Genomic DNA, 24,379 nt, shown 5'->3' on the forward strand with positions numbered 1-24,379 from the left:
TTCATTCTCCCTCCGAATTTGAGCTTCCAGCAAGTTCTACTATTGCATCTGCATAAATAGCAGTTGCTTTTATTAGATCTTCGATATCTACATATTCATCCACTTGATGTGCTACATCTTTTCTGCCAGGGAACACCATACCAAATGCTACCCCTTTTTCTAATACTCTTGCATACGTGCCGCCACCGATAGATAATAACTCTGCTTTTTCACCGGTATGTCTTTCATATACTTTTTGTAAAGATTTAATAAGTATATCTTCTTTATCGACATAATGAGGCTTAGAATTAGTACTTAAATCCAAAGTAATGCCTGAACCACTAAGTACTTCTCTGCAGGCACTTAACTGTTCGTCAAAAGGATAGCTTACAGAATAACGCAAACTTACTTGCGTACAAGATCCTTGTGCAGGGGCATAGTGAATAACACCAGGATTTAAGGTCGTATCTCCAGAAAGCTCATCTGTGAAATTGAGTGCCAGGGCATGCCCTCTGCTATCTTCTCCAAATGCATTTACTAAAAAGTTAACGAACGCTTTGGAATGTGGAGTAAGATTAATGTTTTGTAAAAATTTAGCCAATAGTATACCTGCATTAATCCCATCATCTGGCTCCATTGCATGTGCAGATTTACCAAAAACAAGCACTTTAACCATAGGGCCTTCTTGTGTGACTTCTCCCTCAGCATTAAATTCAGCTGCAAATGTTTGGAACTTTTCTTTAATCATATGGAGACCACCGAAGATAACTGCGAATGCTTCATCTGGCACCATATTTGTACGGTTACCTGCTTGGAAAAACTGAATCGTTTCTGTATCAGCAGAACCAGTTTGTGTAAAGATCAAACTCGCGATTCCTTTTTCTGCATTAATAATTGGGAAATCAGCATCCGGTGCAAATCCCATCTGAGGCATTGCTTCCTTTGCAAAGTATCTATCCATACAACGGAATCCACTTTCTTCGTCTGTCCCAATAATAAGACGGACTTTTTTGGATAACTTAATCCCTGCTTCTTTTACTAATTTCATGGCCATCCATGCAGCAATAGTTGGACCTTTATCATCTATAGCACCACGGCCATACACTCTATCGTCAGCTACAACACCTTCAAACGGTGGATACGTCCAATTTTTACCTTCTGGCACGACGTCAACATGACAAAGGATTCCTAATATATCTTCGCCTTCACCCATTTCAATATGTCCAGCCATATTATCTACATTTTTTGTTATAAATCCTTCTTGCTCACCTTCGTTCAACATGTGGAGAAGAGCCTCCAACGGTTTAGGTCCAAAAGGCATTTCATCATTACCTGCTTTTTCATCCATCACACTTGGAATTTGTATTAATCTTTGCAATTCTGCTATGATATCTGCCTTTTTGGATTCTGCTAGTTCTAACCAATTCATATTAATATCCTCCTAAGTAATGCTTATATTCCATTTTACACTTTTTATAGTAAAAGACACAAAAAAAGAAGGCATTTTATAACCTTCAGACAGTGTTTTGCCAACAAAATAACATTCTTTTCTGACTTGGTATTCATTGGAAAGAATTGTGAATGTTTTGTAAATATGATTATATCTATAGAAATTTTAATAGAAATCTATTATAATGGAATTGTCAGAAAGTAAATACTTTGACTATCATTTTGTAAAGGGGCTGTAAATTGCAATTACTCAGTTGCTTTTCACCCAAGTCGTCCGCTAGTCTAGCCAAGGGATATCATGATGAAGGAGTGGTTACTTATGAAACCAACTACTGATCGGATGCTAACTCGAATAAAAGACATGTATATGTTCATCCGTGATCACGGGACAGTTACAACACAAGATTTAGTCGATGAATTTGGCATCACTCCTCGCACAATTCAACGAGATTTGAATGTGCTTGCTTTTAATGACTTAATCATTAGCCCAACAAGAGGTAAATGGACCACGACGAACAAACGCGTTAAAATGACATCTTAGATATGAACAATATGAAAAGAATGACCAAGCTAAAACTTAAGCCTGGTCATTCTTTTGCTGTATTTGTGTTAGCTCTTCTTCTGTTAGTTCTCGATATGTACCTTCTGCTAATGTAGCATCCAACTCAAGTAACCCCATCGAAAGCCTTTTTAAGTAAACTACGTTTTTTCCAACTGCTTCAAACATTCTTTTCACTTGATGAAATTTACCTTCTGTAATGGCCAATTCGATTTCAGAAATAGAATCACTTTTTAAAACTTTTAGTATGCCTGGCTTTGTATGATAGCCATCATCTAATATTACTCCATTGGAAAAGGCTGTAATATCCGATTCATCTACTACACCTTCTACTTTCGCGTAATACACTTTGGGTACGTCTTTGTTGGGTGATAGAAGTCGGTGTGTCAAAGCCCCGTCATTCGTTAATAGAAGAAGACCTACAGTATCCTTATCTAATCTTCCTACTGGATATGGTTCAAAATGACGTACGTCTTCATCTAATAGATCTATGACTGTTTGCTCCCTAGAGTCCTCTGTCGCAGAAATTACTCCAGGTGGTTTGTTCATCATTAAATAGATGAACTCTTTATATACTACTTCGTCTCCGTAAACGGTCACTTTATCCTTCAGCTCGTTCACGTGCATGGAGCTGTCTTTTACAACAGCTTCATTTACTTCAATAACTTTGGATTTGACCAATATTTTTACTTCTTTTCTTGTACCATATCCCATATGAGATAGAAATTTATCTAATCGCATTTTATTCTCCTAAAAACCAATTTTTTTGGTAAAGCGTGTAAGTCTCTCTCCGAAGAGTTTTTGAGCAAGACCCAAGCGTAATGTAACAAAAGCATAAAATACAGCTCCAATACCAGCACAAACGATAATCGTAAGTAATCCTTCTAGTTTAGTATCAATCGTCATGAATTGTCCAAATCCTAATTTGACTAGGAACACAAGCACTAACATGATTACATTGACGATAATAATAAGCATTACTCTTCGAACGACCATATTCGATTTATAATGTAATGTCTTGCGAATAGCAAATAAGTTTAACCCGATTGCCACTAGATAACCACATGCTGTAGCGATAATAGCACCATCAGTTTCAAAAGCTTTAATAAGCGGCGTATTTAGGATTAGCTTCGTTAGTATCCCAAGCAATAAGTTTAAAATTATTAACTTTTGACGATCAATTCCTTGTAATATCGCAGTCGTTACTGGATATAAAGCAAACAATATAGCAACTGGAGCGTAATGGGCAAGTACGGTTGCCCCTGTTTCACTAGCTTCATAAAACACTAAGTAAAATTCATCTGCTAAAACAGAAATCCCCATTGCTGCAGGTACAGTTAAAAACAATAAAATTTGGAATGATTGGTCCAACGCTTTACGAACCTGTACAAAATCTTGTTTTGCATAATAACTAGTGATCAACGGGATTAGCGTCATACTAAAACCAGTTGCAAGCATGACAGGAATCATTACAAGCTTGTGGGTAGTGTAGTTTAACATGCCTAATAATGTGTTAGATATATCCCCACCTATTCCAATGACAGACATCGCATTATTAAACGTAATCATATCGATAAATTGGAATAAAGGATTAATAACTCCTACAAGTGCAAAAGGAACAGTATAAATTAACATTTCTTTATAAATATTTGTTAATGATACATCTGAACTAATCTTCCCTGATGTAGTTAACAAATTGTTAAACTCCGGCTTCAATTTTTTCCAATACCATACGAGAACGACTAATCCTGCAATTGCACCTAAAAACGCGGCAAATACAGCAAAGGATACTGCAGTCTTTTCTGTACCATTGAATACATAAACAACAAAGAAACCACCAACTAACACAAATAGGATTCGAACAATTTGTTCCCATAATTGAGAAATTGCTGTAGGTGTCATATGTTGATACCCTTGGAAAAATCCTCTTACTAAGCTCATAACCGGAACTACAATAACTGCAAAACTGACAAATCTAATCACAGAAGCTACATCATTTACGGAAAATACTGCTTCATCATCTTTAATAATAAGATGAGCTATTGGATCTGCAAGGAAGTAGAGGATTAAAAACCCTAAAAACCCGGTCACTCCCATAAGCAACATGCTCGACTTCACGAGCTTTCTTCCAGTAGCATAATCTCCTTGGGAATTATATTTAGATACGAACTTTGATACAGCAATTGGTACTCCAGATACTGCAATTGCTAGCATGATGGAATATGGAGTATAAGCGTATTGATAAAGTGCAATATACTCCTCCCCCACTATTTGATAGAAAGGTATTACATATAGAACACCTAGTATTCTCGATAATAAGAGACCAATTGTTAAAATCATTGTCCCTTTCAGTAAATTTGATGCCATCTAACCCTTCCATTCTTATCAAATTCGCCTCGGCGAATGTGCTCCTGCGTAAGCTCGTCGCAGAAAACAGTGCGCCCAGATTTTTCTCAAGCTCGCCTGAGAAATTCATCTAAAAATCTGTGGCATCCGCCGGAGGCTTTAACTTTATTAAGCAGAGGTTTGTGGATACCATTTAGTTGAATACATATTTTGCATTCACCACATCACTTATAGAAGTGGGATACTTCTGCTCCTGAGCAAGCTCGTCGCAAAAAATATTTGATTAATAAAGTTAAAATGTCTATCTTACAGTTTACAACTGTCTAAACAAAACCACAATCATGTATAATAAAGAAAAAACCGAAAGTGTGAATATATTATGTATGACGTTATTGTAATTGGTGGGGGTCCCTCAGGACTGATGGCTGCGGCGGCGGCTGGGGCAGAAAACAAAAAGGTACTACTAATCGAAAAAGGAAATAAGCTTGGGAAAAAGCTTGCTATATCTGGTGGTGGTCGTTGTAACGTTACAAATAGACTACCTCAAGAAGAGATTGTAAAAAATATCCCTGGAAATGGCCGCTTTTTATTTAGCCCTTTTTCTGTATTTAATAATGAGGATATCATCGAGTTTTTTGAAAATCTAGGAGTTGCTTTAAAAGAAGAAGATCACGGAAGAATGTTCCCAGTTTCTAACAAGGCGATGGATGTTGTAAATGCTCTATTAGATGAATTGAAAAGACTACAAGTAGAAATCAAGTTAAATTCAGTAGTTTCCAAGTTGTTAATGAATGATGAAAAAGTAATTGGTGTAAGACTATCTTCAGGTGAAGAAATCACTTCCGGTGCTATTGTCGTAGCGGTTGGGGGCAAAGCAGTTCCTCAAACCGGATCTACTGGAGACGGATATCCTTGGGCAGAAAAAGCGGGTCATACTGTCACGGATTTATATCCGACAGAGGTACCTCTTTTATCCAATGAGACATTCATCAAATCGAAAGAACTTCAAGGCCTTGCACTTCGAGGCGCTGGTGTTTCTGTGTTAAATAAAAAAGGAAAACCAATAATTACGCATGAGATGGATATGTTGTTTACTCACTTCGGCTTAAGTGGACCAGCCATCTTAAGATGCAGTCAATTTGTTGTAAAAGAACAAAAGAAAAATGGCGGACAACCTGTCTCTGTTCGAATTGATAGCCTTCCAGAACAGAATGAAGAACAAACTTTTCAAATGCTTCTATCTGCTTTGAAAGAGGATCCCAAAAAAGCAGTAAAAAATGTGTGGAAAGGTATTGTTCCTGAAAGATGGCTATTGTTTTTACTTCAACGTACTGCTATTCAAGAAAGTGAAGATGGCCAAAATCTTCCGCATGAAAAGATTCGTGCACTCGCACATGAGTTAAAACAATTCAATGTCTTTGTTTATGGGACACAACCATTAGAAAAAGCCTTTGTTACTGGTGGAGGTGTATCCATCAAGGAGATAGAACCAAAAACAATGGCGTCGAAGAAGAAGCCTGGACTCTATTTTTGTGGGGAAATATTAGATATCCACGGATACACAGGCGGCTACAATATCACCTCTGCTCTTGTTACAGGTAAAATTGCTGGAATGAGTGCCGCAAAATCGATTGAATTATAAGATAATTTATATTACAATATACGTTAATAAGCGATTAGGAAGAATAGTAACTTTATGAAATGCTCTAGAGAGCTGACGGTAGCTGCGAGTCAGTGCAAGCAATAAAGTGAATGGGCTTCTTAGCTCCAAAGCTGAACGTATATAATCAGTAGGTTTTGGCGTTCGTCTACGTTATAGGACTCGCAACTGTCAGGTTGCAATAAGTGGATTACAATAGTAATCAATAAAGGTGGCACCACGGCTCTCCGTCCTTTGCGATGGAGGGCCTTTTTGTGTTTAGTTGAGTTGAGCTTAGATTAGTTAAGAATAGGAGAGCTGAGAAATGACAGTTGAGACAAAAAGTTATCAAATGAAAGAAATCCAAGGAGATATGATGACTCCTATATCCATTTACCATTCTTTGCACGGAAGGAAAAAAGTGTTATTTGAATCCTCCGCTAAGCATGAGGAAAGTGGAAGATACTCCTTTATTGCAGTTGACCCTATCGGGGAACTAACCGGAGACCAGCATGGATATTCACTATCCGTCGAAAATCGTGCAACCGAAAGTGAACACAGGTCAGTGATAGAAAAGCTTAAACAGATGATGCCAATTCATCAAGACTGCTATCCATTTTCTTTTTTTGGTGGTGCTATTGGCTACTTCGGATATGAAACTGCTTTTTATAATGAAAAAATAGGAGATTTATTAAACGACGAATTAGATATGCCAGATGTACATGTTATGTTTTACGATACGTTTATTATTTTTGATCATCTAAAACAGACGGTTTCCATAGCTGCGATCGATTTATTCCAAAATGGGCGTTCTTCAGATTCGATGACTGATGCTATTGATAAGATATTGTCTGAACTAGAGCAGGGACCGATAAATCCTGAACGAACGGAACCCTCTCTCTCTTTTAAACCACAGATTCAGGAGAAAGATTTTACGAATATGGTGGAAACAGCAAAGGAACATATTTTAAAAGGCGACATATTCCAGGTTGTCCTATCTCAACGTTTTACCTCTCCATTTGACGGAGACCCTTTTTCGTTGTATCGACAGCTTCGTACTTCCAATCCATCTCCTTATATGTTCTATATGGACTTTGAAACTTACACTATCTTGGGGACATCTCCCGAAAGCTTAGTAAAAGTAAAAAATGGAATAGTAACAACGAACCCTATAGCAGGGACAAAGCCTCGCGGGAAAACTCCTGAGGAAGATGCTCGCATTGCTCATAATTTATTGCATGATGAAAAAGAAGTTGCAGAACATCGAATGCTCGTAGATCTAGGACGTAATGATATTGGTAAAATAGCTGAAATAGGAACTGTTCAAATTGAGAAATATATGAAAGTTGAATACTATAAATACGTCATGCATATTGTGTCTGAGGTGACTGGACAACTAATTGAAAATGCACATATTTTAGATGTGTTAACTACCTGCTTACCTGCTGGAACTGTTTCAGGTGCACCGAAAATTAGAGCTATGCAGATTATAAATAATTTAGAACCAATGAAACGTGGGATCTACGCGGGGGCTGTCGGCTATGTATCTGTTACAGGTAATATGGATTTGGCACTTGCCATTCGTACAATGGTTGTAAAAGATCATTATGCCCATGTTCAAGCTGGAGCTGGTATTGTCCACGATTCTATTCCAAAGAGCGAGTATGAAGAAACGATTAATAAAGCTAAAGCTCTCTTGGAGGTGCAACGATGATTTTGTTAATCGATAACTATGATTCTTTTACGTATAATTTATATCAACAAGTCAGTATGTTAGGCAAAGACGTTAAAGTCGTTCGGAATGATGCTATTACTATTGAAGAACTAGAAGAACTGAACCCTGAGGCTATTATTATCTCTCCTGGCCCTGGTACTCCTGTAAATGCAGGTGTTTCAATCGACATTATTCAGAAGCTATATAAAAAGTATCCCATTTTAGGTATCTGTCTTGGCCATCAATCGATTGGCGCAGCTTTTGGAGCAAAAATTGTGCAGGCAAAAACCATTAGACATGGTAAAATGTCCACCATATCTTATAGTCCTCAAGCTTTGTTCAAAACTTTCGAGGAGCCAATTTCAGTCATGCGATATCATTCACTTGTGATAGACGGAGAGTCATTAGTAGACGAACTAGAAATTCTAGCAAGGTCAGAAGACGACAATGAAATAATGGCCATCAAACATGTCGACTACCCTTTATACGGCCTTCAATTCCACCCGGAATCTATTGGGACAGAACAAGGAAGCCGAATAATGCAGTCATTCATCGAAAGCTTCGGAGAAAATATATAAAAGGGAGCTCCTAGGATCGTTCTAGGAGCTTTTTTGATCCGAAAAATCTCTTACAGGTGTTTTAGTTGGAATTTTGGAGGGTTTAGTTGTAAAAATGAGAGGTTTAGTTGGAATTTTGAGCACGCTAGTTGGATTAACCAAAAAATAGAAAAAAGCTGCTTATCCCTATTAAGGACAAGCAGCTCTATAGGATATTAACATCTAACATGCTTGCGCTTAAAACCAATTCTTCCTTTATCTACTGCTGTTTGAATACTGTCGTAAGCATTTAAGAAACTGCTTTTTTTGTTGTCTCTTTTGACTTCAACTATGCCTATTTCCTTTGCAGTCTCCAGTGCTTTTTCATGCAGAGGTACATAAGAAGTTCCCACAGTTAATATAAAGTTATTCATCGAAGATTTTGTTCGTTCAGGTGATTCATGAATCTTATTTTTCACCATATCAAGCATATTAGACATTTTACTTTCTGAAAACTCAACGTCTTTTCGATTCCCCAAAAGCCAGCAGTAGCAACTCCACCCTGCTGACATTTTCAACTCCTCGTCACTTATAATCCATTTGTCCGCAACTTCTTGAGCGATATCGGACTCTGACAAAGTTACAGCTACTACAAAATCAGAAAGCATATAAAAATATGCTGAATCCATCCAGCGATTATAATCCGCTTCAGTCATGCCGTTTGGATCTGCAATAATACCGGCAAAATACATGGCATCATAGTTCCCTGTTGCGTATAGCTCATCCGCTAACTGTTGATTTATTTTTATTTTCTTTGAAATTGGTTTCATCACACCAGTAGCCACGCCGAAAAGTGGCTCATGTGCTCCATTGGATATGTATATTTTTTTAGTTCTTTCTTTACCAAGAGCTTCGAGTTCCTGCATAACTTCTTCAAAATTCATCTATTCGCACTTCCTTTATTTTTGATTTTCACAGATATAACGCTCGTTCAAATATCACTAAATCATTTTAATCCAATCTATCCTTGAAAGTAGGACTCAATTCACTCCATACATCAAACATATTCCCGTCTAAATCATAGAATACAAAATTGGTGCCGGGATGCCCCCGATTTTCAATTTTCCCAACACGTACTCCCTTTTCCTGAAGAAAGCTGTTAAATTCTATTAATCGATCTATTCCATTCACTTCAAAAGTCATTGTAAAATGTTCCTGTTCATAAATATCCAAAAAACAAGACCGTTCTCCTTTTTTGGCCTTAACAAGAAAAAAACTTTGATCTGCAAATTCTAAAATCGCTTTGTCCATATTTCTAAAATTTTCAACAGCTCCTAGCATTTCTTGATACCATAATGATGATTTCTCTGGATTAACAACTGGTATGTATGTAGTTCCCACTCTTTTAATAAATGAACTCATTGCACACATCCCTCCCATATTCTTATAACCTTCATCATATCATTTTTCAGAACTTTCAAGGCATATCAGTAAAATAATTCAGAAAAATACAAACTTTAAAACTCTAGGAATCGTTTATATATGGAAAGGAGTTGTGGTTTTGATAAATATTAATGACCTAAAAACGTTAATGCTGCAATTTACAGAACCCCTAATACGTTTGGCTTATTACTACGTAAAGGATCTCCAAACGGCAGAGGATATTGTACAAGAAGTATTCATAAAATTTTATCATAATCAGAACAGTTATGAAGAGCGCGGTGAGTTAAAGGCATTTCTGACAACAATGACTGTTAATAAAAGCAAAGATTATTTAAAAAGCTGGACCTATAGAAAAGTACAACTGCAAAACAAACTCTCCACGCCAACTAGCAAACGAAATACAGATGAACTGGTTAGAAAAGACGAGCAAGCAATTATTGGAGTAGCTATCCTTGAATTGCCTTTAAAACACCGAGAAGTTCTTATTTATTTCTATTTTAACGAGATGACCATTGGTGAGGTTGCCCATATTCTTTCTATTCCAGAAGGCACTGTAAAAACTCGATTGAGGCGTAGCAAGGAATTATTAAGAAATCAACTGAAGGGAATAGAATGGCAGGCGCTTTTAAATGAATAACTATATACCTTCTAAAGTAAAAGATTTAACAGCGAGTAGACAACGAGTTATGCGAAACGTATTGAAAGAAATAGAACTAAACGAGGAAAGACCAAAATATAAATGGCGATATGTCGTGATTAGCACACTACTAACAATGAGTGCTGTGCTTTTTGTCTTAAACGAATCTATTATGGAAAATGAACAACAGTCTGCAACTGAATTACCATTAGATTTAACCAAACCCACATTTTCAGAAGAACAAGGTTTACTTTATCTTAATGGGGTTACATTAGGTGACTCACAATCGAAAGTAAAAGAAAGCTTTGGTGAAAATTACTCCGTAGAATATCAGGAGGATGGCAGTATTGCTGACTTAATATTAGATTATGATGGTAAAGCGAGATTTTATTTTTATAATGATAAATTAGATTTAATAATATTCCAAAAGACAGATGAAAAAAACTTTGATAAACTTTTTAATAATTTTGATGGGATTAAAGTTATTTCTTCAACCGATGCTGATCGCTTTATTTACTCTAAAGAGACTTCTCATATTTTAAAGGCTACATTCATTCCAAACGGGAACCTTTACTTGTATCTATCATATGCCGGCCCGGATCTCTTAGAAAATCCTGATTTTTTAAATTTAGAGCAAGATGAGATTCTTGAATCACACGATAGTTATGATTTAAATATCGATAGTCCTAATTATTATCCTCTTGAAGAATTAGTTAAGATGACACCAGAGGAATTAATAGAAATAGGTTATCCTAACCCTTATGAATTCCAATAGTTATTGCAAATAAAAAAGTTGCTTATTTCTACTAACCATTCAACAAAAAAATCATCTCAACTCTAAGAAAAGCATAGAGTTGAGATGATTTTAAATACTCTTATTTATAGTCACAGCTTCATTAAATTACGATATTGACCATTTTACCTGGAATTGCAATAATTTTCTTCACTTCTTGACCATCCAACCATTGTTGAACTTGTTCTGAAGCAAGAGCTAATGCTTCCAACTCTTCTTTTGTTGCATCTTTAGCAACGTTCAATTTTGCACGTACTTTCCCTTTAATTTGAACTGGGATTTCTACTTCATTGTCTACTAGTTTCGATTCATCAAATGTTGGCCAAGATTCGTAAACGATTGTATCGTCATGTCCAAGAATACGCCATAATTCTTCTGCAATATGTGGAACGATTGGAGAAATAAGCTTCACAAATCCTTCAACATATTCTTTTGAAATTTGCTCCGCTTTATATCCTTCATTGATAAATACCATCATTTGTGAAATAGCGGTATTGTAATGCATTGCTTCAAAGTCTTCCGTTACTTTTTTAACTGTTTGATGATATGCTTTTTCCATATTATCAGAAGAAGTATCCGTAACTTTAGCACTCAACTTACCTTCTTCATCGACCAATAGACGCCATATACGATCTAGGAATCTTCTTGATCCATCTAAACCATTTGTAGACCATGGTTTCGAGGAGTCTAGTGGCCCCATGAACATTTCATAAAGACGAAGTGAATCGGCTCCATGACTTTTCACGATATCATCAGGGTTAACTACATTCCCTTTCGATTTAGACATTTTCTCGTTACCTTCTCCAAGAATCATCCCTTGGTTAAATAACTTTTGGAATGGCTCTTTCGTAGTAACTACACCAATATCATAAAGGAATTTATGCCAGAAACGTGCGTACAATAAATGAAGTACTGCATGCTCTGCTCCACCTACATAAATGTCCACTGGAAGCCAGCGTTTCACTAGTTCTGGATCGACAAGTGCCTCGTCATTGTTTGGATCGATATAACGTAGGTAATACCAGCAGCTACCTGCCCACTGAGGCATAGTATTCGTTTCACGACGGCCTTTTTTACCGGTTACTGGATCCACAACATTAACCCATTCCGTAATATTAGCTAGTGGCGACTCACCTGTACCACTTGGTTTAATATCTGTAGTAACTGGAAGCATTAACGGTAATTCAGACTCTTCTACTGGTGTAGAAGTGCCATCTTCCCAATGAATAATTGGAATCGGCTCGCCCCAATAACGTTGACGACTGAATAACCAATCACGTAGACGATACGTAATTTTCTTCTCACCTTTACCATTTGTTTCAAACCATTCAATCGCTTTGGCAATTGCTTCTTGTTTGTTTAAGCCATTTAAAAACTCAGAATTAATAAGTGTGCCATCAGCAGTGTAAGCTTCTTGTGAGATGTCTCCACCAGCAACTACTTCCACGATTGGCAAATCAAATTGTTTTGCGAACTCGTAGTCACGCTCATCATGTGCAGGAACTGCCATAATAGCACCAGTGCCGTATGTCGCTAATACATAATCAGCAATCCATATTGGCATCTTCTCTCCACTTACTGGGTTAACGGCATAAGCACCTGTAAATACACCTGTTTTATGTTTTGCAAGATCTGTACGTTCAAGGTCACTTTTTAATTTCACTTGATCTTTATAAGCTAGCACTGCTTCTGCTTGTTCCTCAGTAGTTATAGCATCCACAAGCTTATGCTCAGGCGCTAATACTGCATAGGTTGCACCAAAAATTGTATCCGGACGTGTTGTAAATGCACGGAAGGATTCTTTCGTGCCTGCCACTTCAAAAGTAAGCTCCGCACCCTCTGAACGTCCTATCCAATTACGTTGCATTTCTTTTAAGCTGTCTGGCCAGTCAAGATCATCTAAATCTTCTAAAAGTCTGTCTGCATAAGCAGTTATACGAAGTACCCATTGTCGCATCGGACGACGTTCTACTGGATGCCCTCCACGCTCTGACACACCGTCAATTACTTCTTCATTAGCTAAAACAGTTCCTAATGCTGGACACCAGTTTACCGGCACTTCATCTACATATGCTAGGCCTTTTTTGTACAGCTGGATGAAAATCCATTGAGTCCATTTGTAATAAGAAGGATCGGTCGTATTTACCTCTCTGTCCCAGTCAAAAGAAAATCCTAAATCCGTCATTTGACGTTTAAAAGTAGCAATATTTTTTGCCGTGAACTCTGCAGGATCGTTCCCAGTATCAATTGCATATTGCTCCGCTGGAAGTCCAAAAGCATCCCACCCCATTGGATGAAGAACGTTATAACCTTGTTTACGTTTAAACGAACTTAGAATATCCGTTGCGATATATCCAAGTGGATGACCTACATGTAGACCTACTCCTGAAGGATAAGGGAACATATCCAATGCATAGAATTTTGGTTTAGACGGATCATCTGTCATCTTATACGTTTTGTTTTCTTGCCAATACTTTTGCCATTTTTTTTCGATTGCTTCATGATTAAAGCTCATAAATTTTCCTCCTCCAATGTATGAAAAGCGGAAGCGCCTATTTCTGCCTCGACAGGCAAATGTGTTTAGGATAGATCTGTAAAGTGCACCACATCCTGTGGCATAGCAGACATAACCCGCATCGTGCGGACCTAGGAAGAAGCACCTCAGCCACATCAGCTATTTCACATTTGCCCCGAGAGGTTAGACTCTAAAGCTAGACATAAAAAAACTCGCCCCTTAAAAAACTAAGGGACGAGAGATATACTCACGCGGTACCACCCAAATTAGTGAAAACTTCACTCAACTTGATTCCTTAACGCGGAAAACGGTACAAGCTACTATCAGTTCACTTATACAGACTCAAAGGCGAGTTCAATAATTCGTAACGCTAACTTACACCATCCGTTAGCTCTCTAAAGATACGAGATTTATTTACTAATCCTTTTCACAGTCGACTTCTATTAGTTTTAATAATAATGGATTCCACTTTAAAATACAAGCTGATGTTAAATAGAGACATTTTCTATTACGTTATTAATTATAAGTTCCGCTTCTGTAGCATCTATAATATCCTGAATAGAGTAACCCTCGAATACCTCTTTCAATTCAAGTCCATTTTCTGTTACTTCTATCATTGCCCGTTCTGTTATTATTTTATTCACAACTGCCTTGCCTGTTAAAGGTAATTCACATTGTTTTTTAATTTTTGCAGAACCGTCTTTAGCACAATGATCCATAATGACGATAATTTTCTTTGCACCGTGCACGAGATCCATTGCCCCTCCCATGCCTTTAATCATCTTGCCTGGGATCATCCAGTTAGCGAGGTCACCTTTTTCGGATACTTCCATCGCACCTAAAATAGCCACGTCGACATGTCCTCCGCGAATCATCGCGAATGACTCTGCACTATTGAAAAAAGCCGAGCCTGGAATAGTCGTTACTGTTTCCTTACCTGCGTTGATAAGGTCAGGGTTAACTTCTTGCTCGGTTGGGTACGGTCCAATACCAAGTAAGCCATTTTCCGATTGTAAAACGACCGTTTTATCGGGAGAGATGAAATTCGCAACTAAAGTCGGAATTCCAATTCCTAAGTTTACGTAGTTTCCATTTTCAATTTCTTTTTCTGCTCTTCTTGCAATTTTTTCACGTGAATTCAATCGAAACTCCTCCTTAAGAACGTGTCGTTAAACGTTCGATTCTTTTTTCTTGTTCCGCTTGGAATAGACCTTGAACATAAATGCTTGGTGTATGTATTTGAGCAGGATTTAAATCTCCTGTTTCTACAATTTCTTCTACCTCTGCAATGGTAATTTTACCAGCAGCAGCCATCATTGGATTAAAGTTTTGCGCTGTCATATTATAGATAAGATTTCCGAATTTATCTGCTTGAGCTGCACGTATGAAAGAATAATCCGCTCGAAGTGCCTCTTCTAGTACATATTCTTTTCCATCATAAACTCGCACTTCTTTACCTTCCGCCACTGTAGTACCTACACCAGCAGGAGTAAAGAAAGCGGGAATTCCAGCCCCACCAGCACGGATTTTCTCCGCTAGAGTTCCTTGTGGAGTCAATTCCACCTCTATTTCACCCGAGATTACTTGTCTTTCAAACTCTTTGTTTTCTCCAACATATGAACCTATCATTTTCTTTATTTGCTTATTTTTAAGTAGCAGACCTAGACCCCAGTCATCCACGCCACAATTGTTCGAAATAACCGTTAAGTCCTTCACACCTTTATCGACTAAAGCCAGTATTAGCTGTTCTGGAATTCCAACTAGTCCAAAACCTCCAACCATCAGCGTCATTCCATCTTGCACCCCTGCAACAGCCTCTTTAGCTGAATTGTAAATAGGTTTCATGCTCCAATCCCCTTTCATCTAAGCTTGATACATTATTATTTTCTCAAATATTCGACAACTTAGCAAACTATATTCTTATACCTAGATTCTAAGCATTATTATTCTGAATCGCACCTAGAATTGAATCCAAAGTTTTTATATAAATAGAATACCTATTGACTAGTATAGCCACCATCCAAAACAACTGCTTGCCCGGTCATTCCTTTAGCGGAATCGCTAGCTAAAAAAAGAGTTAGATCTGCAACTTCCTTCACTTCTAACAGTCTTTTTTGTGGAACTAGAGGATATAACACTTCTTCCAATACAGATTCCACTGCAACATTTCGTACTTTTGCTAAATCTTTGAATTGGTTTCGAACGAGTGGGGTATCCACGTAGCCTGGGCAAACTGCATTGACAGTTATTCCATCCGCTGCTGTTTCCAGAGCTGCAACTTTCGTAAGTCCAATTAAACCATGTTTAGCTGAGTTATACGCTGCTTTCCCAGCAAAACCGACTAAACCATTTATAGATGCCATATTGATAATTCTCCCGAATCCGTTCTTCCGCATATGCGGAAGAACGTGTTTAGTTGCTATAAACGGAGCAGTCAGCATTATTTTTATCAATAATTCAAAGCGTTCTGTTGGAAAATCTTCCAACATTGCAACGTGCTGCATACCGGCGTTATTAATAAGAATATCCACACTTCCATACTTCTCTATAGTGACATTAATTGAGTCAATAATATCTTCTTCCTTTGTCACATCGCATTTAAGACCTAATACATCATCCCCTAAAAGTTTTGCGGCTTCTTTTACTTTTTCTTCATTTAGATCTGTTAGTACTACAATCGCCCCAGCCTTATAAAATTCATGAGCAATCTCCAACCCAATGCCCCCTGCTGCTCCTGTAATAAGGAGCACTCTATCTTTTACCATTTTATAACCTCCAGAAATATGTCGTATAGTAATTTTCAGTAATTTTAAATCCCTAATCCAAACGAGAAGAGAATAATCGCAATTATTACACCAAGTGTTGGTACGACTACAGTGGTCGCAGCAACTGGCCAATAAGCTGCACTATGTTTTTCACCACAGATTGATTGAATAGTAGTGACGACATAGCCATTATGCGGCAATGAATCAAGGGCACCCGAAGAAATGGCTACGACCCTGTGTAATGCCTCAGCATTTACTCCCATATCTAGATAATGCGGGGCTAACAATGGCAATGCAATTGTCTGACCACCCGATGAAGAACCCGTCATACCAGCAATTACCGATACCGCAATTGCAGCACCAATTAGAGGTGAACCAGGAATATTTGTCATTGCCTCTACTGCCGTTGTAAATGCAGGTACGTTTTTAGCAACTCCTCCGAAACCCACTACTGCGGCAGTATTTCCGATTGCTATAATCGCACCGACTGTACCTGCTGAAAATGCTTCCCAGAAATTTTTAGAATATTTTCGTCCAACAATATAAGTGGCAATTACACCACCAAGTAATGCAATTATTAAAGCCGACTGCGCAAGTTTATCATGGAAAATATATGAGATTATTAGTACTACTAGTAATGGAATCATTGCTAAAAACGGATTTGGCAGATTTCTATTAGTATCAAATGTTGGATCTGTTTCACGATCTATAAAACGTTCCCCTTTATTGACAGCCTTTTGAATAATACGTTTCAACCACCAGTATCCAAAAGTGGCCATAAACAAAGCGACAATTATACTTACTTCCCAACCCGCATATGCATCAGTTCCTAAATATTGAATTGGGATCCAGTTTTGAATTTCAGGTGAACCCGCAGATGTCATCGTAAACGTGACAGATCCTAAGGCTAATGTCGCTGGTATAAAACGACGCGGTAAATCCGCTTGTTTAAACAAAGAAATAGCCATTGGATAGACAGAAAAAGCAACTACGAAAAGACTTACTCCTCCAAATGTTAATACTGCACAAGCTAGGACAATAGCTAGTACTGCATACTTCATCCCCAACTTACCAACAATCCACTTGGATACGGAATCTGCCGCACCACTATCCTCCATGACCTTTCCGAAAACCGCTCCAAGTAAGAACATCAAATACCACGAAGCGATAAAACCAGTAAAACCTGACATATAACTCGTAACATAATCAGCCTCATCTTTACCAGCAAGCTGGGAAAATAAAGGCATTCCACTTGTCACAGCTACCAATAATGCTGAAATAGGACCAGCTATTAAAATATTAACGCCTTTCATAGTCAACACTATTAGTAAGGCTAAACCTGCTATAAGACCGACCATACTCAATATTTCCATTTACATTTCCCCCAATTATTTAAGAGTAATAAGTTGTATTTGTAGCATCCGTGTATAAAAGTGATTGAAATAAATAACAAAATCAAGTAAGAAAAAATTAAGTGCGCGATCATCCTAATCGTAAATTCATTTACAACCAATTTTCTTTGCTAGTATCCAAAATCTAAACTCTGCAGTGAATAGATTTCTTCCTTGGTTAACTTTTGAATACAAAATTTTAAAAGCGCTTTCATAAGTCATTAAAGCACAACCATAATTTTCTATCAATATAAAATGTGACAGAAATGTTAACTGTAAATATCCTTAAAATCCGAATTTTCGGATATAAATTTAATCAAACTTGTTATCAAGAGGTATTTAGAAATAAAATAAAAATCCGTTTTTCTGGATACGTGTCCAGAAAAACGGATTTAGGTCATAAGTTGTGTTTTTTTATCTTCTCGTAAAGTGTTGATCTACTGAGTCCAAGTTGTTTGGCAATTTGTCTTTTATCAGACTCTTCCTCTAAGTAAGATTGAAGTACTTTCTTTTCTACTTCTGCTAATATATCCTCAAGCGTCCCCGTAGTTTGAAAAGAAGGTACATTACTTAACTTAATCTGGGAAGGCAGAGCGGAAGGCATAATAGTATCTTTTTCTGCTAAGTAAACAGCAGCCTGTAAAATATTTTGTAATTCCCTTACATTACCTGGCCAATGATAGGATTGAAGTAATTCCCGAGTTTTTGTTGCGAGTGTGATATGTCTTCGCCCCGCGTGAAGCATGAACTTTTGTAAAAAGAAATTCAGTAAATCAACAAAATCTTCCATTCTTTCTCTTAAAGGTGGAATTTTCAATGTAATTGCTTGCAAACGATAATATAAATCCTCCCTAAATTTCTTTTCCTCAATTAGTTGAGAAAGGGAAATGTTGGACGAAGCAACTATTCGAATATTTACTTTTTCCCTCTGTTCCGAATTCAGTGGAGTAATTTCCTCTTCTTGCATTGCTCTTAATAACTTTGCTTGAAGTGTCAGCGGAAGTGCACTAATTTCATCTATATATAGAGTCCCTTTATCTGCTTGTTTAACTCTTCCATTTTGGACAGTTTCAGTAAGTGGATTATATACACCAAATAGTTCCCTTTCCAATAACTCAACCGGAACTTCTGCACAATTCACTTTAACAAAAGGAAAGTCCGAGCGTTCAGAAAGCTGATGTATGCTATGTGCAAACATATCTTTTCCAGTTCCACCCTCCCCTTCAATTAAGACTGGAAGATCACTAGGTGCTATTATTCCAGTCGTTTCTTTAATCTTCCGGATAGCTGGTGAACTTCCTTTTATGTCTTCCAATCTGTACTCGGTATAACTATTGTCTTCTATATTTAACTGCATTCTTTCCATTGTGGTACGAACATGAGAACTTAGTCTTTTCCAATCGGACATATCTCTGAAAATTACACTTCCAAAAGCCCCAACAATCTTTCCATCTACAAAAAGAGGAACTCGATTCGCTAGCATATACGTTCCTTTAATATAATGTGGAGATGCATTGTCTGGAACACCAGACTTTATAACTTCATGCATTTTCGTATTTTCAATAATATCAGCTACTGGTTTACCTATCGCTTCCTCTCTCGTTACTTCAAGAAAGCGGCAATAATCTTCGTTGATATATAGAATTTTCGAATCTGCATCTACTACAACAAACCATTGAAATGCATTTTCTAAAATTTCGGCAAGTACAGAAGTTGGTAAATGTTGTTGAAAATTATCCAAACTAAATCACTTCCTTCTCCAGCTCTGCTTTCTTCAGTGGTCGATCATATAAAAGCGTAGGAATTATTGCTAACCCTATTAGCAAAGTGAAAACAAAGAACATGGCTTGAATACCATATACATCTACTAAAATACCTCCAGCTAACGGACCAATCATTCTTCCAATAGTAGCCATGCTATTCACTATACCTTGATAAAATCCTTCTCTCCCTTTTGGAGCTAACTGTCCAGCCAATGTTGGTACTGCTGGCCAGATAAATACCTCCCCGAGTGTCAGGATTACCATTGCAACGATAAACATTGTATAATCTTCCGCATAAGAAACAACAACAAATGACGCCATAAATATAGCTATGCCAAGAATCATTTGTGTTTTTATCTTATGCTCCAATCTATTTATAATTGGCTTTATAAGTGGCTGAGCTGCCAATATGAGTCCACCATTTATAGTCCATAGTAAACTATATTGTTTTAATGTTATACCTAAATCCAACACATGAGTAGAAATGGTAGAAGTCCATTGTACATAAGCTACCCATGTAAACATATAACCGATAGTGACAATTAACAACGCATAAAACGGTGCTTTTTGTTTGATTTTTTTAGAACTTTTCAGTACAGAAGCATTAATATTTGGTGCAAGTCCCATTTTGCGGTAATAGACGCCTGCAACCACTAAAAATAATACATAAGTCAATAAATTTGCTAGAAAAATATTATTAATATTATGATCTGCAACCAATCCTGCCACGGCCGGACCAAGAGCCACTCCTAAATTTTGGGACAAGTATATAGCATTAAACGCCTTACGACCACCTTCGGGCCAGACACTACCTACTAACGCATACATGCTAGGGAAAATAATACCACCACTAAAACCTAAAATTGCCACAAACCATATATATTCTGGCCATCCATGCCAAAAAGTTAAAAGCATAAGTGAAATCATTGACAATATAATTCCGAACATAATAGATTTATATCCACCTATTCTGTCAAATAAGTAACCACCAAGTAAGTTACCAATAACTCCAGTTCCAGCATTAATCATTAGCACGATTCCTGCCATCGTTAGTGTTTGTCCTAAATGCTCATGCATATATATTGTATGTAATGGCCATAAAAAAGAATTTCCCATTGTATTGATAAACATTCCAATTATTAAAAACCATACTGCTTTTGGCAATTGTAACACCCCATTTCTATTGCACTCAGAATATTGTATTCCTTTTCAAATAGCACTTCAAGAAGATTAGAACAAACTTCTCAAAGTCATGTTAAAATAATCCTGTTAAGGAGTGAAGAATATGAATGAAAATAACTTTCCATTCCCTTCAGATGGGAAACGATATTATACATGGAATCGACATTTAAGAGATAGATTTGGCATGAAGATTTTCAAAATAGCTTTAGATGCGGGGTTTGATTGTCCAAATAGAGATGGTACTGTCGCTTTTGGCGGCTGTACTTTTTGTAGTGTCGCAGGTAGTGGAGATTTCGCTGGCGATAAAGTAGATTCTATACCAGTGCAATTCGAAAAGATTAAAACAAACATGCATGAGAAATGGAAAAACGGAAAATATATAGCTTATTTCCAAGCTTATACGAATACACATGCCCCCCTCCCTGTTTTAAAAGAAAAATTTGAAGCTGCATTGGCCTTAGAAGGTGTGATAGGGATTTCTATTGCGACAAGACCTGATTGTCTACCCGATGATGTAGTTGAATACCTAGCTGAGCTCAACAAACGAACATTTTTATGGATAGAGCTTGGACTACAGACAGTTCACGAGCGAACTGCTAATTTAGTAAACCGTGCCCACGACTTCCCTACTTATATAGAAGGAGTCAATAAATTAAGAAAACATGGAATTTCTATATGTACGCATATTATAAACGGGCTACCCTTAGAAAACCGAGACATGATGATGGAAACCGCTAGAGAAGTTGCCAAACTCGATGTTCAAGGGATAAAAATACATTTACTTCATCTGTTAAAAGGAACACCAATGGTTAAACAGTATGAAAAAGGAATGTTAGAGTTCATGGAGCGTGACCCCTATATTCAGCTAGTAGCTGATCAGCTAGAAGTTTTGCCTCCTGAGATGGTCGTACAGCGTATAACTGGAGATGGTCCCATTGACTTAATGATTGGACCAATGTGGAGTGTAAATAAATGGGATGTATTAAACGGGATAGATGCGGAACTTGCTTCACGAGAAAGTTATCAAGGAAAACATTATGAAAAAAGTGGTGTAGTAAAATGAAACTAAAAAGAGTACTACCTTTTGCGAAACAATTGCTCATGTCTACGGTTGAACCAGGAGATACTGTAGTAGATGCAACTGCAGGGAATGGACACGACACCTTGTTTTTAACCGAGCTTGTTGGTGAAAATGGACATGTTTATGCTTTTGATGTCCAGGCCGAAGCTATTCAAGCAACTAGCGACAGATTAGAAGAAGCAAATAAATTAGAGCTAGCGACATTAATTCAAGATGGGCATGAAAACCTACACCTTTATATCCAGCAAGAAGTTTCAGCAGCCATATTCAATCTAGGTTATTTACCTGGAAGTGACCATGAAATTATTACTACGGGTAATTCTACATTACAGGCAATTGAATCGTTACTTCAACTTCTCAAAGTTGGTGGAATGATCGTACTAGTCGTTTATCACGGTCACCCCGGAGGTAAAGAAGAAAAAGAGGCTTTACTGAGCTATGTTCAACAATTACCTCAATCATTTGCTCATGTATTAAGCTATCAATTCTTAAACCAACAAAACAATCCACCATTTATCATTGCAATTGAAAAGATGAAAAAGTCTATATAGACTAATACAACCATAAAAAGAGCTCAAATTCAGTTATGAAATGAGCTCTTTTTATCATTAGTGCCATGTATAGTTTTTGAGTAATTTTCCACACAACACATAAAATACACGGTTTGGATAGTAAGAATTTTTCTTATTCAATAGTTCAGTAGCATTTTCCACAGCTTCCTCGAGTGTGCTAAAACTAATTAGTTTTTCAAATGAAGAATAAAGAATAAACGGTGAATCTGCATCCATCTTTAAAAATAAAAATGTATAATAATTATGCTTTTCTTCTTGATTATGCCCGGGGTTTTCAATTACTTCTAAGTCATTTTCAGGAAAGTAAGTCCATTTTTGTTCTTTTAAAATACCGATACGTTTCATCACCCAAAGATTTGTGTAACCCATATCAATTTCTTCGTACATCCGATTCTCTATATTCTTTAACTGCTCCTCGAACATTGGAAAATGTGGACTTCGATTTGTCATATATACAAAATACTTACGATTGTCTTTTTCATCGAGCAATTCTTTTTCTAACATGTATCATGCCCTCCGTTTTCAAAAATGCTGATTTTAAGCTATGCCCTTTTCTTCCCAACTGCTAAAAGAGATGCCAGATGAACCGCATACTACCCCTTATGAATATATATTCTTTTTTCCCATGTAATAATCCTTTTTAAAAAAACTATATGTAAAACTAAATCCTAATCTTGTTCCTACATAAGATATTACAGTTTATTATTAGAATATTTAGGGAAACATAATGATATTAATAATATGAGAGCTTACATAATCCTTTCCAAGCGATTCAAAATATACTTTTCTTTAGCGACCCTCTATAGCACATAGTTGCATATATAGAAGTAACAAGGGCAAGTTATTAAGAAAAGAAAATGTAATATGACATAGCTTGTGAAGTCCCTAAAGCTTAATGAGAATAAATTTAAAGGAGACACTTCATGCCGAAAATTGCTTCGATTAGTACATATAACCCTCCATATTCCTTGGAACAATCAAACATAGAGAATCTAACAAAAGAACTATTTCATGATAAGATACCCCAATTGAACAGACTATTAAAGGTGTTTGAAAATGGAGATATTCAAACTCGCCATTTTTGCGTGCCCTTAGAATGGCACCAAAGTGAACATAGCTTTGAAGAACGTAATAATTTGTATATTGAGTTAGCCACACAATATAGTGTGGAAGTAATACAGCGTTGTTTAAATAGTAATGAGTTTTTAGAAACTCCCTTGCATCCTAGTGAAATTGATGCCATATTTTTTGTTAGTAGTACTGGTATATCTACCCCGAGTATCGATGCCAGAGTCATGAATCATCTTCCCTTTTCAGATCGTATGAAACGGATTCCACTATGGGGATTAGGCTGTGCCGGTGGTGCCTCAGGGATAAGTAGAGCATTCGATTATTGTAAGGCGCATCCCACCTCAAAAGTATTAGTAGTTTGCATAGAACTTTGTAGTTTAACCTTTCAACCAAATGACTTTTCAAAGAGTAACCTAATTGGAGCTTCGCTGTTTGCAGATGGAGCCGCTTGTGCATTAGTTTGTGGAGATGAGGCAAAGCTGGCAACAACAAAATCAGTTCCTCATATTACCGCAACTGCTTCTAAATGGATGCCAGATTCTGAAGATGTAATGGGTTGGGATATCAAAAATAATGGATTGCATGTTGTATTTTCTAAAAGTATCCCTTCTATCATTTCTACATGGTTAGGACCCTTTATAGATGAATTTTTAAGTGAGCAACATATTAAGAAGGAGCAACTAGCGAACTTTGTGGCCCATCCAGGTGGAAAAAAAGTATTACAAGCATATGAGCAAACATTACAATTAACAGAAGAACATACGAATATTTCACGTGATGTATTAAAGAAGCATGGGAATATGTCGTCTCCTACGGTTCTTTATGTGCTAGAGCAGTTTATGAAGAAACAACGCTCAAATGATGAATTAGGTTTACTAGTAGCATTAGGACCTGGTTTTTGTGGGGAAGCTATTTTATTAAATTGGAGGGATTAGTTTGTTATT

At 37.1% G+C, this 24,379-nt stretch carries 22 protein-coding genes and 2 other annotated features; of the genes, 9 read left to right on the forward strand and 13 right to left on the reverse strand.

Annotation, left to right across the window (positions count from 1 at the left end; genetic code table 11):
* Position 1 precedes the first annotated feature (1 nt).
* Positions 2-1,408: a dipeptidase PepV gene (gene pepV, locus MHI40_RS12910; protein ID WP_340762978.1), complete on the reverse strand. Its 1,407-nt coding sequence runs from the start codon at positions 1,406-1,408 to the stop codon at positions 2-4.
* 339 nt (positions 1,409-1,747) lie between these two features.
* Here pepV and MHI40_RS12915 point away from each other — a divergent pair, with 339 nt between their 5' ends.
* The gene (locus MHI40_RS12915; RefSeq protein ID WP_093536820.1) at positions 1,748-1,969 is read left to right on the forward strand and encodes a DeoR family transcriptional regulator; all 222 of its coding nucleotides are present in this window, start codon (positions 1,748-1,750) and stop codon (positions 1,967-1,969) included.
* A gap of 36 nt (positions 1,970-2,005) precedes the next feature.
* Here the strand turns inward: MHI40_RS12915 and MHI40_RS12920 are convergent, their stop codons facing one another.
* Both MHI40_RS12920 and MHI40_RS12925 read right to left on the reverse strand, forming a co-directional pair.
* Positions 2,006-2,728, reverse strand: coding sequence for a pseudouridine synthase (locus tag MHI40_RS12920; protein WP_340762979.1), 723 nt, complete (start codon positions 2,726-2,728; stop codon positions 2,006-2,008).
* A 9-nt stretch (positions 2,729-2,737) separates the two neighbouring features.
* Entirely contained in the window at positions 2,738-4,354 is a 1,617-nt protein-coding gene (locus MHI40_RS12925; protein WP_340762981.1) for a putative polysaccharide biosynthesis protein, read from the reverse strand.
* A 358-nt stretch (positions 4,355-4,712) separates the two neighbouring features.
* Between MHI40_RS12925 and MHI40_RS12930 the strand changes: the two genes are divergently transcribed.
* The 3 genes from MHI40_RS12930 to MHI40_RS12940 all read left to right on the forward strand — a co-directional run bounded on the left by MHI40_RS12930 (position 4,713) and on the right by MHI40_RS12940 (position 8,264).
* A complete protein-coding gene (locus MHI40_RS12930; protein WP_340762982.1) occupies positions 4,713-5,975 on the forward strand; it encodes a BaiN/RdsA family NAD(P)/FAD-dependent oxidoreductase in 1,263 nt (420 codons plus the stop codon).
* A 24-nt stretch (positions 5,976-5,999) separates the two neighbouring features.
* Positions 6,000-6,231 (forward strand) — a binding site (T-box leader).
* A gap of 66 nt (positions 6,232-6,297) precedes the next feature.
* Positions 6,298-7,686, forward strand: coding sequence for an anthranilate synthase component I (gene trpE, locus MHI40_RS12935; protein WP_340762983.1), 1,389 nt, complete (start codon positions 6,298-6,300; stop codon positions 7,684-7,686).
* Positions 7,683-8,264, forward strand: coding sequence for an anthranilate synthase component II (locus MHI40_RS12940; RefSeq protein ID WP_340762984.1), 582 nt, complete (start codon positions 7,683-7,685; stop codon positions 8,262-8,264). The genes trpE and MHI40_RS12940 overlap by 4 nt, the downstream gene beginning before the upstream one ends.
* A 194-nt stretch (positions 8,265-8,458) precedes the next feature.
* On the opposite strand, the gene MHI40_RS12945 is transcribed toward MHI40_RS12940, so the two are convergent.
* Together MHI40_RS12945 and MHI40_RS12950 are read right to left on the reverse strand one after the other, a co-directional pair.
* Entirely contained in the window at positions 8,459-9,166 is a 708-nt protein-coding gene (locus tag MHI40_RS12945) for a DNA alkylation repair protein (protein ID WP_340762985.1), read from the reverse strand.
* 67 nt (positions 9,167-9,233) lie between these two features.
* The gene (locus tag MHI40_RS12950; protein ID WP_340762987.1) at positions 9,234-9,644 is read right to left on the reverse strand and encodes a VOC family protein; all 411 of its coding nucleotides are present in this window, start codon (positions 9,642-9,644) and stop codon (positions 9,234-9,236) included.
* 133 nt (positions 9,645-9,777) lie between these two features.
* On the opposite strand from MHI40_RS12950, the gene MHI40_RS12955 reads away from it, so the two are divergent.
* Positions 9,778-10,302 carry a sigma-70 family RNA polymerase sigma factor gene (locus MHI40_RS12955; RefSeq protein WP_340762989.1) on the forward strand — a complete coding sequence of 175 codons (525 nt, stop codon included), beginning with the start codon at positions 9,778-9,780 and terminating at the stop codon, positions 10,300-10,302.
* Complete coding sequence (locus MHI40_RS12960; RefSeq protein ID WP_340762991.1) at positions 10,295-11,077, forward strand: hypothetical protein; 783 nt, start codon at positions 10,295-10,297, stop codon at positions 11,075-11,077. The genes MHI40_RS12955 and MHI40_RS12960 overlap by 8 nt, the downstream gene beginning before the upstream one ends.
* 121 nt (positions 11,078-11,198) lie before the next feature.
* Here MHI40_RS12960 and leuS read toward each other — a convergent pair whose 3' ends face one another.
* The 7 genes from leuS to MHI40_RS12995 all read right to left on the reverse strand — a co-directional run bounded on the left by leuS (position 11,199) and on the right by MHI40_RS12995 (position 20,693).
* Positions 11,199-13,610: a leucine--tRNA ligase gene (leuS, locus tag MHI40_RS12965; RefSeq protein ID WP_340762992.1), complete on the reverse strand. Its 2,412-nt coding sequence runs from the start codon at positions 13,608-13,610 to the stop codon at positions 11,199-11,201.
* 227 nt (positions 13,611-13,837) lie between these two features.
* Positions 13,838-14,050, reverse strand: a binding site (T-box leader).
* A 48-nt stretch (positions 14,051-14,098) separates the two neighbouring features.
* Entirely contained in the window at positions 14,099-14,752 is a 654-nt protein-coding gene (locus tag MHI40_RS12970; RefSeq protein WP_340762993.1) for a 3-oxoacid CoA-transferase subunit B, read from the reverse strand.
* 13 nt (positions 14,753-14,765) lie between these two features.
* A complete protein-coding gene (locus MHI40_RS12975) occupies positions 14,766-15,455 on the reverse strand; it encodes a CoA transferase subunit A (RefSeq protein WP_093536810.1) in 690 nt (229 codons plus the stop codon).
* 152 nt (positions 15,456-15,607) lie between these two features.
* Complete coding sequence (locus MHI40_RS12980) at positions 15,608-16,375, reverse strand: 3-hydroxybutyrate dehydrogenase (protein ID WP_340762994.1); 768 nt, start codon at positions 16,373-16,375, stop codon at positions 15,608-15,610.
* A 44-nt stretch (positions 16,376-16,419) separates the two neighbouring features.
* The gene (locus MHI40_RS12985) at positions 16,420-17,742 is read right to left on the reverse strand and encodes a GntP family permease (RefSeq protein WP_340764512.1); all 1,323 of its coding nucleotides are present in this window, start codon (positions 17,740-17,742) and stop codon (positions 16,420-16,422) included.
* A gap of 421 nt (positions 17,743-18,163) precedes the next feature.
* Complete coding sequence (locus MHI40_RS12990) at positions 18,164-19,507, reverse strand: sigma-54 interaction domain-containing protein (RefSeq protein WP_340762995.1); 1,344 nt, start codon at positions 19,505-19,507, stop codon at positions 18,164-18,166.
* 1 nt (position 19,508) lies between these two features.
* Complete coding sequence (locus MHI40_RS12995; RefSeq protein ID WP_340762996.1) at positions 19,509-20,693, reverse strand: MDR family MFS transporter; 1,185 nt, start codon at positions 20,691-20,693, stop codon at positions 19,509-19,511.
* Between the two features lie 121 nt (positions 20,694-20,814).
* Between MHI40_RS12995 and MHI40_RS13000 the strand changes: the two genes are divergently transcribed.
* Entirely contained in the window at positions 20,815-21,774 is a 960-nt protein-coding gene (locus tag MHI40_RS13000) for a TIGR01212 family radical SAM protein (protein WP_340762998.1), read from the forward strand.
* Complete coding sequence (locus MHI40_RS13005) at positions 21,771-22,343, forward strand: class I SAM-dependent methyltransferase (RefSeq protein WP_093536804.1); 573 nt, start codon at positions 21,771-21,773, stop codon at positions 22,341-22,343. The genes MHI40_RS13000 and MHI40_RS13005 overlap by 4 nt, the downstream gene beginning before the upstream one ends.
* A gap of 57 nt (positions 22,344-22,400) precedes the next feature.
* Here MHI40_RS13005 and MHI40_RS13010 read toward each other — a convergent pair whose 3' ends face one another.
* A complete protein-coding gene (locus tag MHI40_RS13010; RefSeq protein ID WP_340762999.1) occupies positions 22,401-22,868 on the reverse strand; it encodes a hypothetical protein in 468 nt (155 codons plus the stop codon).
* A gap of 419 nt (positions 22,869-23,287) precedes the next feature.
* Here MHI40_RS13010 and MHI40_RS13015 point away from each other — a divergent pair, with 419 nt between their 5' ends.
* Positions 23,288-24,370 (forward strand): type III polyketide synthase, encoded by a 1,083-nt coding sequence (locus MHI40_RS13015; protein ID WP_340763001.1) that lies wholly within the window; start codon positions 23,288-23,290, stop codon positions 24,368-24,370.
* Positions 24,371-24,379: the final 9 nt, after the last annotated feature.

This window comes from Psychrobacillus sp. FSL H8-0510, from assembly GCF_038008345.1.
Taxonomy (GTDB): Bacteria; Bacillota; Bacilli; order Bacillales_A; family Planococcaceae; genus Psychrobacillus; species Psychrobacillus psychrotolerans.